This window comes from Sphingobium sp., assembly GCA_023266575.1.
Classification (GTDB): Bacteria; Pseudomonadota; Alphaproteobacteria; order Sphingomonadales; family Sphingomonadaceae; genus Sphingobium.
In genome coordinates, this window is the sequence record JAHFPV010000002.1 from 159,096 (window position 1) to 171,734 (window position 12,639).

The following is a 12,639-nucleotide window of genomic DNA, read 5'->3' on the forward strand; positions in this document are numbered from 1 at the left end:
CTCAGGGCGAACGGAGGGAGAGGATGGTTCTTGTAGCTCATTTCACATCTCCCGCGCCGATCTGGCCGAGTTCAAAGTCGCTGACCGGGCGCAGTTTGGGATTGGCGCTGTCGTAGAGCAAAGCCCCGTCGATCCACACTTTCTCCGGCCGGGTGTAGGTGCTGAACGGATTGCCGTTCCACAGCACCACGTCCGCCATCTTGCCGACCTTCAGGCTGCCGGTCTGATCGGCGATGCCCATGGCGCGGGCAGGATTGATGGCGAGCCAGGTCCAGGCCACCTCGTCGGCTATATCAATCCCCATGCGGCGGCCCGCGCCCAGCGCCTTGGCGGCTTCCTGATTCAACCGCTGGATGCCATTTTCATCATCGCTATGGACGATGGTGCAGGCGCCTGCTCGGTGGACCAGCGGGATATTCTCCCTGATGCCGTCATAGGCTTCCATCTTGAAGCCATACCAGTCGCCCCACAGCGCCGAACAGACGCCATTGTCGCGCAGCAGGTCGGCGATCTTGTAAGCCTCGACCGCGTGGTGGAAGGCGGTGACCTTGTAGCCGAACTCCTTGCCCATATCGATGACATTGGCCATTTCATCGGCGCGATAGCAGTGATTGTGGACAAGGATCTTGCCCTCCAGCACATCGGCCAGCGTCTCCAGCCCCAGGTCGCGGGTCTGGTCTTTCCCGGCAGCGCGTTTCTTCTGATATTCGCGCGCCTTGATCCAGGTCTGGCGATTGACCGCCATATTGCCCATGCGGGTGGACGGCTCGCGGCCCTTGGAGCCATAGACGCGCTTGGGATTTTCGCCGCACGCCATTTTCAGGCCATAGGGCGCGCCGGGGAATTTCATCCCCTGCATGGTGCGGGCAGGGACGTTTTTCAGCGTCACGCTGCGCCCGCCAAACAGATTGGCCGATCCGGGCAGGATTTGCAGGCTGGTGACCCCGCCATTGGCCAGCGCCCGCCCAAAACCGGCATCCTGCGGCCAGATACTATGTTCGGCCCACACATGGGCGGTGACCGGCGCGGTCGCTTCATTGCCGTCGGACAGCGCGTCCACGCTGGGGCTGGGATAGTCGCCCAGATGGCTGTGAATGTCGATCACGCCCGGCGTCACATATTTGCCGGTGCCGTCAAACACCGCAATGTCGGCGGGGATCGGCGTGTCCGGGCCGCCAATCGCAGTCACCTTGCCATCGGACAGGAAAATGACGCCATTGTCGATCCGTCCCCCCTCCCCGTCGAAAATGGTCGCGCCGCGAATGGCCGTAGCGACGCCGGGATAGGCTTTGTAGGTGGAGGGATAGGGATTGTCCGGTTCGGCCGAACTGCCCTGCGTCGGGGCGGGCGCGTCCTTCTCCTTCTTCGCACCGGCAGGCGTTGCGGCGCTGGCCAGCAGCGCCGCGATCAATAGCATCCTCATGGGCGTTCCTCCGCGCCGATCGTGTCGAGATGCATCAGCCGCTTGATCACGGGCGAAACGAGCAGCACCAGCACGCCCACACCCATCGAAAACCAGCCGATGCGGGTATAGACGCCCAGCACCTGGGTGACGCCATCCGCGTCACCGCTGCCGGTGGCGCGGGCGATCAGGCCAGCGATGAAATTGCCCGCCGCCATGGCCAGGAACCATGTCCCCATCACCAGCCCGACCATGTTAGGCACCGATAGCCGCGTCATCGCCGACAGGCCGACGGGGGAGAAGCACAGCTCCGCCATGGTATGGAAAAGGTATATGAGGATGACGAACAGCAGCGGGGTCAGATTCTCCCCCGCCATCGCCGCGCCCGCGACCAGCACCAGAAAACCCGCTCCGCACAGGATCAGGCCAATGCCGAATTTGGCGGGAGAGGATGGTTCGAGGCGGCGCTTGTCGAGGAAGGTCCACAGCACGGCGAACAAAGGCGCCAGCAGGATGATGAAGATGGAATTGACCGACTGGAACATGGACGCGGGAATATCCCAGCCCAGCACCGTGCGATCGACATTGCGGTCGGTGAAGATGTTGAGCGACGATCCGGTCTGTTCAAACAGCCCCCAGAAGAGCGGGTTGAGCGCGATCAGGAACAGGGCCGCGAACATCCGGTCGCGGTCGACCTTGCCCAGCGTGCCGAGCGTGCGCCAGACGATATAGATGACCGTCAGCGCCGCGAAGGCCAGCAAGGCATAGCCCAGCAATTCGGCATAGCGAATGACGAACCAGATCGCGACCACGCCCAGTATCGCGCCCAGATAGATGGTCCATTCCTGACTGACGCCCGCCACCGCAGGCGCGCGCAATTGTTGCGGCGCGGGCGGCTCGCCCTTGCCCAGCAGCCAGGGGGTGAGCCAGACGAACATCACAAGGCCCAGCAACATGCCGACCCCCGCCGCGCCAAAGCCCCAGCCCCAGCCCATCGTCTCGCCCAGCAAGCCGCAGACCAGCGGGCCGATCGCGCCGCCCGCATTGATACCCATGTAAAAGATGGAGAAAGCCGGATCACGCCGCGCGTCGTCGCGCGGATAGAGTTCGCCCACCAGCACCGAGATATTGGCCTTGAGGAACCCGGTGCCAACGATGATGCTGGCCAGCGCCAGATAGAAGCCGTTGAGATAGAGTGGGTCTTGCCCCCCCGGCCCCTCCGTCACCGCGATCAGGAAATGGCCGAAAGCGATGAACAGCCCGCCCGCCAGCACCGCCTTGCGCGGCCCCAGGAAACGGTCTGCCAGATAGCCGCCGATGACCGGGGTGATATAGACCAGCGAGGTGTAAGCGCCGTAGAGCAGATAGGCCTTGTCCTCGCCAAACAGGAAATGTTTGGTGAGGTAGAAGATCAGGATCGCGCGCATCCCATAATAGGAAAAACGCTCCCACATCTCTGCGAAAAACAGCAGGAACAGTCCGCGCGGATGGCCAAGCCAGGTCTTGCCCGCTGCCGCCGCGCCAGAAATTGAGGTCGCCATCAGCTACCCTTGTCTTTTATGTGTGCCGGTCCGCCGAACGGGGACCAGAGGATGGCGCGAGACTAGAGCCTATTTCGCATCTGTCAAAAGCGCAGGCGGCCCTTGCGTCAAAGCGGGTGCCGCGCCATCTGGGACGCGATGTTCAATGATCGCTCCTCCCCGCTCGCCCTGCTCCAGACCCGCCGTTCGGGCAAACCGCGCGATCTGATCGCGCCCGGCCCGGACGATGCGCAATTGCGCCAGATATTGGAGGTGGCGATCCGCACGCCCGACCATGGCAAGCTGGCCCCGTGGCGCTTCGTGGTCGTGCCGTCGGAGAAGCGCGCGGCCTTCGCCGACCTGCTCGAAACCGCCTATCGCGCGGAAAAGCCCGATGCCGGACGGCTGGAGATTGAGGCGATGCACCAGTTTGCGCATCAGGCACCGACATTGGTGGTCGCCCTCTCCGCGCCGGTCACAGGCAGCAAGATACCGGTCTGGGAACAGCAGCTGTCTGTCGGCGCGGCGATCATGAATTTGCTCAACGCCACCCATGCGCTGGGCTTTGCCGGGGGCTGGCTGACGGGATGGCCGACCTATAATCAGGATGTGCGCGCGGCCTTTGGCGCTGAAGGCGAAAGCATCGCCGGCTTTGTCTTTATCGGCACGCCGGGCAAGCCGCAGGAGGAGCGCCCTCGGCCAGATTATGACGCCGTGATATCAGTTTGGGACAGATAGTTACGCAAGCGACCCGATCCAGCGCAAGCAACTGACTTGCGCGCATCGCTGTATTATGGCACTGATGCAGTCATGGCCGACGATTCCAAACCCGTCTATCTCCGCCTGCGTGAGATTATTGCTGCGTCCATATTGGACGGTGAATTTAGCGATGGTGACATGCTGCCATCGGTGCGCGCCTTTGCCGCGCAACAGGGTGCCAATCCGCTGACCGTGGCGAAGGCCTATCAGAGTTTTCAGGATGACGGGCTGGTCGTGGTGAAACGCGGCGTCGGCATGTTCGTCGCCGACGGCGCAACCCGCCGCCTGCGCGTGGCGGAGCGGGAGCATTTTCTGGAAACCGTCTGGCCGCCGGTCGCGGCGCAGATCCGGCGGCTGGGGCTGCGGGTCGAGGAACTGGACGCGCAGAAGGCCTGAGTGACGCACCCGGCACGGCCTTCATGACCAAAGCCCGCTGATGGACTGGATGGGCTTTGCCCTGACCGTGCTGGTCATCGAACTGACGCCCGGACCGAACATGGCGTGGCTCGCCATGCTCGCCGCGACGCGGGGACGGCGGATGGGGCTGGCGGCTGCACTGGGCACAACGCTGGGTCTGGCGATCAACGGACTGCTTGCGGCAGCGGGGCTGGCCGTCATCCTGTCCACGACACCCTGGTTATGGACGATGCTACGCTGGGCCGGAGCGGCGTTGATGCTCTGGCTGGCGGCCGATGCGTGGCGAGACGGTGCGCCCGCCAGCCCGACCGCGCGGCAACAGGCCGGCCTCGCCCGGCAGTTCGCAACCGGCGCAATGATCAACCTGCTGAATCCAAAAGCGTTTCTCTTTTATGTGCTGATCGCCCCGCCCTTCCTGCCCGATGGCAAGCTGACTTTCCCGATGGCCATCATGCTGACCATGATCAGTGTCAGCATTGCCACGACCATCCACATCGTCATCATCCTGCTGGGCGCGGGCGCGCATCGCTGGTTGGGCGATCCGGCGCGGACCCGGCTGGTCCGCAGGATCATGGCTGTGGGATTGGTCGGCGTGGCGGGCTGGTTCCTGCTGTCAACGGGACTATAGCGCCGCCAGCGCGTCGACCGCTTCCTGTTTCCCGGCAAAATTGCCGGTCGCAGCACGTTGCAGCGCCAGTTTCGCCTCATCCTTGCGCCCCGCCGCGACATAGGCCTGCCCCAGATGGAGTTGCAGCACGGGAAGTCCCGGTGCCAGCGCCACCGCTTTCTCCAGTAGATCGACCACCGCCGGTCCCTTTTCGCCAGTGCGCAGCAGAGTCCAGCCATAAATATCGGCAGTCATCGGGTTGGCGGGCATCAGGCGATAGGCATGGGCGGCGTAAGCGCGCGCAGCAGTCCGATCGCCGCTTTCCAGCGCGGCTCTGGCGATATCGGCCATCAGCACCGCGTCACCATCCCCGGTCTGCGCCCGCACCGCCTGCAACAGCCGCAGCGCAGCGCGCCAGTCCTGGCGCTGCATGGCGATGGCTGCGGCAAGGCGCTGGGCTTCGACGTCATTGGGATGTTGGGTCAGGAACAATTGCACGACCTGCGCCGCACGCACGGCATTGCCCGCCTGCCCCCAGGCGGCCGCAAGGCGCATGGCAGCAGCGCGATCGAAACGGATGTTGGCCGCCGCTTCATAAGCGCGCGCGGCGTCGGCGGGACGGCCCGCAGCGCCGAGTGTATCGCCCAGAATCAGCCAGGCATCGGGCGCACCGGGATTGGCGCGGTTGAGCGCCTCAGCGCGGGCCAGTGCGTCACCGGTGCGACCGGTGCTCAGCAAGGCGCGGATATAGGGGATATTGTCGCGCGCGGTCGTGGCATTGGCGGGCGGCGGTCCATCGGCCAGCATCGCATCGCGCGGACTGGCGAAGGGATCGGCAGCGGCACGCACCGGCCAGGCGGCACGGGCGAGCATGTCGGCGGCCATCGCCCGATTGCCCAACCCCTCCTGGGCGCGGGCGGCCAGCGTCAGCACATAGGGATCGGCGTCGCGCTGGGCGACGACCGGGGCCAGCAGCGTCGCCGCACCGGCATAATCGCCGGTCAGATATTGGGCGCGGGCCAGCAGCGTGCGGGCGGTGCGATTGTCGGGCTGGGCCGCGACCAGCGGGGCCAGCGCTTGCGCGGCCAAGACGGCATTGCCCTCCTGCAAATTCAGCACGCCGCGCAACAGCCGGGTCGCCGGTTCATCGTCCAGCCGCCCCTGCGTGCGATCCAGCAAAGTGCGGGCCAGATCAGCCTTGCCCGCGCGCGCCGCCATCACCGCCTGCATAATCCACGCCCGCGCATTGGCGGGATCGAGCGCCAGGATGCGGCGCGTGAGGCTGAGCATCGCGCCCGCCGATCCGGCATCGGCCAGCGTCGCGGCATATTGCTCCATCGTCGGGATCGAATCGGGACGAACCGCCAGCGCCCGATCGAACCAGGGCAGCGATGCGGTCAGGCCATATTGGGCGCGGGTCAGTTCACCGCGCAGCGTCAGCGCCTTGGCATCGGCAGGGTTCAATGCAACGGCCCGGTCAGCCGCCGCAATCGCCCCCGCCTGATCGCCGGTCGCCAGCCGGAAGCGGCCAAGCTCGACCCAATTTTCCGCGTCATTGGGCGCAATCGACAGAGCGCTGGCCAGCGCATTGTGCGCCGCGCGCATATCCCCCTGGGCCATGGCGGCGCGCGCTGTAACCCGCGCGACCATGTCCAGGTCGGTGTCGGGGACGTCAGGCCCACGAGCCTCCTTGAGCGCAGCGGCGGCATCGCCCTGCAACAACAGCGCCTGCGCCATGACCGCGCGCGTCTGCGACGGCGGCGCACCCAAAGCCCGCGCGCGCTCCGCTTCAGCCTGCGCCCCCGCGCCATCGCCCAGTTCCACCAGCGCCCGCGCCTGCGCCTCCCGCGCGACCACGGAACGCGGCGCGCCCTTGATCGCGTTCATCAGCTCGATCCGCGCCGTGCGCGCGTCCCCCCGGTCAAGCGCTGCCAGCCCGCGCGTCAGCGCCGCGCTGCCATCGCGCTCATGCGCACGCCATTGCCACAGGCCAGCCACGCCGAGCAGCAGGACGACGATTCCAGCGATCAGAAGGATGCGTGTCCGGCTCATGCCTGCATCTGATAGTGTTTGAGCAGATCGTATAGGGTCGGGCGGCTGATCCCCAATATCTTGGCCGCGCCCGATATATTGCCGTCGGTGCGGGCGATGGCGCGGCGGATGGCGCGCCGGTCGGCCATTTCGCGCGCGGCCTTCAGGTTCACGACTTCGCCCCCGGCGGCGCGTTCCTCGTCCAGGTCGAGATCGGCGGCAGTCACCAGCTTGCCATCGGCCATGATGACCGCCCGCTTCATGCGATTTTCCAGCTCGCGCACATTGCCCGGCCAGGTCCAGGCGTCGAGCGCGGCCAGCGCGTCGGGGGCCAGCCCCTTGACCCCAGGGTTCATCTCCCGCGCGAAGCGGGTCAGGAAATGCCGCGCCAGCAGCGCCGGGTCGCCCGGCCTGTCTTTCAGCGCCGGGATGCGGATCACGATTTCGGCGAGGCGATAGTAAAGATCCTCGCGGAAGCTGCCGGCTGCGATCATCTCCTCAAGATTCTGGTGAGTGGCGCAGACGATGCGGGTATCGACGGCAATCGCGGTGCGCCCGCCGACCCGCTCGATCGAGCGTTCCTGCAAGAAGCGCAGCAATTTGACCTGGAGCGCCAGCGGAATGTCGCCCACTTCATCCAGGAACAATGTGCCGCCCTGCGCCTGTTCGATCTTGCCCGGCGTCATCTTGACTGCGCCGGTGAACGCGCCCTTTTCATGGCCGAACAGTTCGGATTCGAGCAGCGTCTCAGGGATCGCCGCGCAATTGATCGCGACGAAAGCGCCGTTCCGGCGCGGACTGGCATCGTGCAGCCCCTGCGCCAGTAATTCCTTGCCGGTGCCGCTGGCGCCGAGCAGCAGGACGGAGACCTGCGCGCTCGCGACCCGTTCGATGGTGCGGGCGACCTTCATCATTTCAGGCGCAGCGCTGATCAGGCGGCCCAAGACCCGGCCATCCTCCGGCGCGGTGTCGGCAAGCCGCGCATTTTCCTGTTCCAGCGCATGAACATGGAAAGCGCGGCGGACGATCATGCCCAGTTCGTCGATGTCGACCGGCTTCTGGTAAAAATCATAGGCCCCGCCCGCAATCGCATCCAGCGCGCTTTCACGCGCGCCATGGCCGGACGCGACGATGACCTTGGTGTCGGGCTTGATCCGCAAAATCTCGGCCAGCGTGGCAAAGCCCTCGCTGGTGCCATCCGGGTCCGGCGGCAGGCCAAGGTCCAGCGTCACGACATCGGGCGTTTCCGCGCGCAGCATCTCGATCGCTTCGTCCCGGTCGCCCGCGATGAACAGCTGATAATCCTCATAGGCCCAGCGCAACTGGCGCTGGAGACCCGGATCATCCTCGACGATCAGCAATTTGGGGCGCGTGTCGCTCATCAGGCGGCTTTCTCTTTTTGGTCGATCCGGGGGGCCAGCGGCAGGCGCAGGGTGAAACGGCTGCCGACGCCGATCTTGCTTTCGACGTCGATGCGCCCGCCCATGGCCTGCGCCAGCGCGCGCGCCTCGAACGCGCCAATGCCGAAACCGCCCGCCTTGCTGGAGGAAAAGGGCTTGAACAGGTCGCGGCGGATATATTCCGCGCTCATGCCCCGGCCATGGTCGATAATCTCGACCAGCACATCGCTGGCGTCGGCGGACAGCCGCAGTTCGACCGGGCTGTCGGGCGCGCTGGCGTCGATCGCGTTCTGAAGCAGATGGGTGAGGATTTGTTCGACCCGCGCGGGATCGGCCAGCGCCAGCGGCGCAGTGCCGAACACCTCGACGGGATGCTGGCGCGCGCGGGTGCGGGCGACCTGATCGGCCATGTCGCGCAGCGAGAGCGGGCGCGGCTCCTCCGCCCGCCCCTTATTATGCTGCGACAGGCGGGCGAGCATGTCGTTCATCTTGCCGACCGATTCCTGGAGCGTCAGGACCATATCGGCGCGGAAATCCGGGTTGTCGGCATGGCGCTGTGCATTGCGGGCGAGCAGCGAAAGCTGGCTGACCAGATTTTTCACGTCATGAATGATGAAGGCGAAGCGGCGGTTGAATTCCTCGAACCGCTGCGCATCGTCCAGCGCCTGCTGGCCCTGCGCCTCGCTGATGTAGGTCGCGGCCTGCCGTCCGGCAGCGCGCAGCATGTCGAAATCCTCCCAGTCGAGCCGCCGGTCGATCGGCGGGCGGGCAAGCAGGATCGCGGCGATCAGGCGGCCATAATGAACGAGCGGCACCAGCGCCCAGCCGCGCCTGTCCTCCGTCATCCAGTCGGGCAGATTCAGCGCGCCCTCCCCGGTCCTGGGCTTGCCAAGGTCGATGATCCAGCCAGTCTGTTCCCATGCGACCACCGTCTCTGGGGCCAGCGTCGCGCTATCGGGCAGGTCGCCGTCCCAGTTCCAGTGCGTCTCGAAGGTCAGCCCGCCCTGTTCGTCACGCAGCAACAGCATGGCGGCGGGCGAATCGGTGATGTCGGCGACCGCCTTGGCCACCCGCTCGCCCAGCGGCGCAGCATCATCACCGGGGCGACCGATCGTCTCGCCAAAGCGCATCCATTCGGTGCGATAATCATAGCGGTGCTGGAAGAAATGCTTGGCGACCTGCACCTTCCACAGCGCGCGCATCTGCGGCGATGGCAGCAGCACCAGCGCGGTGACGGTGGTAAAAAATACCGCGCCAATCTCCACCACCCGCGCATAAGGCCCGGCGATCAGTTCGACCAGCACAGCGGCGGCGGTCAGGACGATGACGTACAGCGCAATGGCAAAGAGCGAGAGCGACTGGAAGGTCAGGGTGCGCGACAATTGCAGCCGCCCGGCCATATCCTTGCGCATGCCCACCGCGATCACCGGGGCCAGCAGCGCCATCAGCAGGCCGCGCAGGGCGTAGAGTTCGCTCACACGGGTCGGGGCGAAATAGCAGAGCGCGTAGAGATTAAGGTCGTAGGTCCACATCGCCGCCAGCGCGCCGAGCAGTAACGCCACCCCGCCCCGCTCACGCGAGGGCCAAGCGGTGTAGAGATGGTGGACCAGCAGCAGGCTGCCGATCGCGGCCATCATCCGCAGGATCAGCGACACGGTGACCAGCGCGCGGTGCAGGTCGCTGTCGGGCGACAATTGCCGCCAGACCAGATCGGTCGAAGTCTGGAGCAGGATCAGCCCGGCAACCGCAGCATAGAGCGCACTGATCGCCAGGATCGGCCCGGCCCGGCCCACCGGCCCGCGCCGCAGCATGACGAACATCGTCAGCAGCCAGGCGGCATTGCGGATGCTTTCGCCGATACCGGTCAGCGGTTTGGAGACGCCGCCGAAGGACACATAAAGCGCCCAGCAACTCGTCAGCAGCAGCGCGACAGCCAGCATCCGGGGTTCGGCCGTGTCGTCCCGCCGGCGCAGGATGAAGATGCCCAGCGCCGCAAACAGCACCGCGGCCAGCGCATGGCCCCAGTCGCCGACAAATTGAAGCAGCGTGCCCATAGGATACGCCTCAGCGCGCGCCGTCGGGCCAGAGGACCACCCGCAGGGTCTGGATCAGGATCAAAAGGTCCAGGAAAGGCGTGTAATTCTTGGCGTAATACAGATCATATTCCAGCTTGTGCCGGGCATCCTCGATCGACGCGCCATAGGGGTAGTTGATCTGCGCCCAGCCGGTGATACCCGGCTTTACCATATGGCGTTCGGCATAATAGCGCAGATGCTGTTCCAGATCCTCGACGAACTGGCGGCGTTCGGGGCGCGGGCCGACAAAGCTCATTTCACCTTTCAGCACCGTCCAGGTCTGCGGCAATTCGTCGATCCGCAACTTGCGCAGCCAATAGCCAAGGCGGGTGATGCGCGGATCATCTTTTTCCGCCCAGACCGCCTGACCATCCACTTCCGCGTCGGTCCGCATGGTGCGCAGCTTCACGATCCAGAATTCCTGGCCGAACAGGCCAACCCGCTGTTGCCGGTAGAAAGCCGGTCCCTTGCTGTCGAGCTTCACCAAGATGGCGGCGATCAGGATGACGGGGCCGGTCAGCGCCAGCAGCAGGGCGCTGGCGACGATGTCGAACAGGCGTTTGGCAAAACTGGATATGCGGCGACCGGCCGAAAAGCCGTCGGAAAAGATCAGCCAGCTGGGATTGACGCTGGCCAGGTCGACCCGGCCCGTCTCCCGCTCAAGGAAGGTCGACAGGTCGTTGACATGGACGCCAGTGGTCTTGATCCGCAGCAGGTCGGACATCGGGATGGCGTTACGCCGTTCCTCCAGCGCCAGCACCACTTCGCTGGCATTCAGGCGGACTACGAAATCGGACAGATTATAGATGGCGCTGCGGTTGATAGCTTCCTGCACCACCTGCGGCCCGTCATTCATGGCGATATAGCCGACGACGAGATAGCCAGCGCCCTTCTTCTTTTCCAGTTCGCGGATGCGGTCGGCGCGATTGCCCGCGCCCAGCACGACCAGCCGCCGCTTGAACGCTTCGCCGCCCAGCATCGAACCGAGCAGCAGACGCAGCGCCAGCAGCAAGCCCATCGCCAGCCCCATCGCGTAGAGCGAGTTGGAGCGCCACAGCGTCATGCCGGGCAGCAGGAAATAGAGGACCGAGAGAAAAATGACGCCCAGCGACACCGCGACCAGCAGCCGCGCAAAGGCGAATCGGATCGATTGCAACGCTTCGGTGCCATAGACGCCGACCGCGATCATGCCAGTCTGGATAGCGAAGGCGAAGCTGAGCAGCGGCCCCATGCGGGTCGTCACATGCTCGATATCCATGCCAATCTGGTGCGCGCGCAAGATCCAGCCGCCCTCCGCAGCGCAGAGCAGCAGCACGAAATCGAGCAGCCCCAGCAGCAGCACGGCGTGCGGCACATAATGTTTGAACAGCCTGATCATGGTCGCACTATCGGTCCTGGTGGTGTCGGACCTGCCCTTACAATGGCTGTAAGAAAATCCGACAGGCCCATACCCTGCCCGAAAATGGCAAAGAAATCCTGAATCTGCGCGCCAATCGACGTCAACGGGTGATTAGCCATGGCAATTATCGGCTCTTAAAGTGTCCCGCGCCAGAGAGGAGGCCATGCGTCCGCTTCTGCTTTCCCTCGCCGCCTTCGCCCTGATCGGCGCGGCCCCCTCCCCCGACATCCCGCTGGTGGCGATCGGCCTGCCCTTCGCGCCGGAAAAGCCCGTCCCGGTGGCGCGCGACCATCCGCTCTATCATCGCGTGTCGGTGGGGGATGTCGAAGGGATCACGGCGATCGTCCGGTTCAAGGCCGCGCCACCCGGCCGCCTGCACAAGGGGCTGCGCGAAACGCTGGAGCGGATGAACCTGCTGGCCCCCAGCGGCAAAGAGGCGCGGGTACGGCTGGTGGCGACATGGCAGGGGCTTGATTCGCCCGCCAGCTTTCTGATCGCGAGCAAGGAAACGACCGCTACGCTGCATTATCAGCTGGTCCGCATCGACAACCAACAGGTCTTGCTGGACCGGACGATCGCGACGACGGTGAAGGGCGAAGGATCGGCACTGGATGGCGGCATGGGCATGGCGCGGGCCGCGATCGCGGCGAATTTCGCGTCGGCGGCGGCGTGCATGGACAAGGCCGCCTATGGCCGCGCACCCGATGACTGCGCGCTCCAGCCGCTCTATGGCGTCAGCGTCTCACGCCGCTTTTGATCATTTGGTGTCGCGCAGCTTGTCGGCGGCATCCTTGGCCGCGTCACCGACCATTTTGGCCGCGTCGTCCACGGACTGCGCGGCCCCGGTGACGGCTTCTGCCTGCCGGTCATCGCGGCGATCGTTGGTCAGGTAGAAAAAGCCGATGGCCAGGATCAGCGCGAGCGCGACCAGCGCAAACACCACGCCGCTGCCACGCGATCGCTCGACTATGGTCACATGAACGGACGGATCGTCCCGCCCCGTAGGGTCGTTGCCCATATTGCGTCTCC

11 protein-coding genes are annotated in these 12,639 nt (G+C 65.3%); 4 read left to right on the forward strand and 7 right to left on the reverse strand.

What is annotated here, in order from left to right:
- Positions 1-37 precede the first annotated feature (37 nt).
- Positions 38-1,423, reverse strand: a complete 1,386-nt coding sequence (locus Q0D44_RS03190; protein ID WP_294132314.1) for an amidohydrolase — start codon at positions 1,421-1,423, stop codon at positions 38-40.
- Positions 1,420-2,943 carry a peptide MFS transporter gene (locus Q0D44_RS03195; protein WP_294132317.1) on the reverse strand — a complete coding sequence of 508 codons (1,524 nt, stop codon included), beginning with the start codon at positions 2,941-2,943 and terminating at the stop codon, positions 1,420-1,422. The genes Q0D44_RS03190 and Q0D44_RS03195 overlap by 4 nt, the downstream gene beginning before the upstream one ends.
- A gap of 138 nt (positions 2,944-3,081) precedes the next feature.
- Here Q0D44_RS03195 and Q0D44_RS03200 point away from each other — a divergent pair, with 138 nt between their 5' ends.
- From Q0D44_RS03200 to Q0D44_RS03210, 3 genes are all read left to right on the forward strand, one after another.
- Positions 3,082-3,660: a nitroreductase gene (locus Q0D44_RS03200; protein WP_294133166.1), complete on the forward strand. Its 579-nt coding sequence runs from the start codon at positions 3,082-3,084 to the stop codon at positions 3,658-3,660.
- 72 nt (positions 3,661-3,732) lie between these two features.
- Complete coding sequence (locus tag Q0D44_RS03205) at positions 3,733-4,077, forward strand: GntR family transcriptional regulator (protein WP_217671842.1); 345 nt, start codon at positions 3,733-3,735, stop codon at positions 4,075-4,077.
- A 40-nt stretch (positions 4,078-4,117) separates the two neighbouring features.
- Positions 4,118-4,726 (forward strand): LysE family translocator, encoded by a 609-nt coding sequence (locus Q0D44_RS03210; protein ID WP_294132319.1) that lies wholly within the window; start codon positions 4,118-4,120, stop codon positions 4,724-4,726.
- Here the strand turns inward: Q0D44_RS03210 and Q0D44_RS03215 are convergent.
- The 4 genes from Q0D44_RS03215 to Q0D44_RS03230 are packed head-to-tail and all read right to left on the reverse strand — an operon-like array spanning position 4,721 to position 11,589.
- Positions 4,721-6,757 carry a tetratricopeptide repeat protein gene (locus tag Q0D44_RS03215; RefSeq protein WP_294132321.1) on the reverse strand — a complete coding sequence of 679 codons (2,037 nt, stop codon included), beginning with the start codon at positions 6,755-6,757 and terminating at the stop codon, positions 4,721-4,723. The two genes, Q0D44_RS03210 and Q0D44_RS03215, sit on opposite strands and share 6 nt — an antisense overlap.
- A complete protein-coding gene (gene prsR / locus Q0D44_RS03220; RefSeq protein WP_294132323.1) occupies positions 6,754-8,118 on the reverse strand; it encodes a PEP-CTERM-box response regulator transcription factor in 1,365 nt (454 codons plus the stop codon). The genes Q0D44_RS03215 and prsR overlap by 4 nt, the downstream gene beginning before the upstream one ends.
- On the reverse strand, positions 8,118-10,190 hold the full coding sequence (prsK, locus tag Q0D44_RS03225; RefSeq protein WP_294132326.1) for an XrtA/PEP-CTERM system histidine kinase PrsK: 2,073 nt from the start codon (positions 10,188-10,190) through the stop codon (positions 8,118-8,120). Before prsK ends, prsR begins: the two co-directional genes overlap by 1 nt.
- 10 nt (positions 10,191-10,200) lie before the next feature.
- The gene (locus Q0D44_RS03230; RefSeq protein WP_294132328.1) at positions 10,201-11,589 is read right to left on the reverse strand and encodes a TIGR03013 family XrtA/PEP-CTERM system glycosyltransferase; all 1,389 of its coding nucleotides are present in this window, start codon (positions 11,587-11,589) and stop codon (positions 10,201-10,203) included.
- Positions 11,590-11,773: 184 nt separating this feature from the next.
- Here Q0D44_RS03230 and Q0D44_RS03235 point away from each other — a divergent pair, with 184 nt between their 5' ends.
- Positions 11,774-12,367 (forward strand): hypothetical protein, encoded by a 594-nt coding sequence (locus Q0D44_RS03235; RefSeq protein WP_294132330.1) that lies wholly within the window; start codon positions 11,774-11,776, stop codon positions 12,365-12,367.
- Here the strand turns inward: Q0D44_RS03235 and Q0D44_RS03240 are convergent, their stop codons facing one another.
- Positions 12,368-12,628, reverse strand: a complete 261-nt coding sequence (locus Q0D44_RS03240) for a hypothetical protein (protein WP_294132332.1) — start codon at positions 12,626-12,628, stop codon at positions 12,368-12,370.
- Between the last annotated feature and the right edge of the window lie 11 nt (positions 12,629-12,639).

Coding starts and splice junctions, on each gene's coding strand:
- Q0D44_RS03190 (WP_294132314.1), bottom strand. CDS start 1,423: ATGAGGATGCTATTGATCGCGGCGCTGCTGGCCAGCGCCGCAACGCCT.
- Q0D44_RS03195 (WP_294132317.1), bottom strand. CDS start 2,943: ATGGCGACCTCAATTTCTGGCGCGGCGGCAGCGGGCAAGACCTGGCTT.
- Q0D44_RS03200 (WP_294133166.1), top strand. CDS start 3,082: ATGTTCAATGATCGCTCCTCCCCGCTCGCCCTGCTCCAGACCCGCCGT.
- Q0D44_RS03205 (WP_217671842.1), top strand. CDS start 3,733: ATGGCCGACGATTCCAAACCCGTCTATCTCCGCCTGCGTGAGATTATT.
- Q0D44_RS03210 (WP_294132319.1), top strand. CDS start 4,118: ATGGACTGGATGGGCTTTGCCCTGACCGTGCTGGTCATCGAACTGACG.
- Q0D44_RS03215 (WP_294132321.1), bottom strand. CDS start 6,757: ATGAGCCGGACACGCATCCTTCTGATCGCTGGAATCGTCGTCCTGCTG.
- prsR (WP_294132323.1), bottom strand. CDS start 8,118: ATGAGCGACACGCGCCCCAAATTGCTGATCGTCGAGGATGATCCGGGT.
- prsK (WP_294132326.1), bottom strand. CDS start 10,190: ATGGGCACGCTGCTTCAATTTGTCGGCGACTGGGGCCATGCGCTGGCC.
- Q0D44_RS03230 (WP_294132328.1), bottom strand. CDS start 11,589: ATGATCAGGCTGTTCAAACATTATGTGCCGCACGCCGTGCTGCTGCTG.
- Q0D44_RS03235 (WP_294132330.1), top strand. CDS start 11,774: ATGCGTCCGCTTCTGCTTTCCCTCGCCGCCTTCGCCCTGATCGGCGCG.
- Q0D44_RS03240 (WP_294132332.1), bottom strand. CDS start 12,628: ATGGGCAACGACCCTACGGGGCGGGACGATCCGTCCGTTCATGTGACC.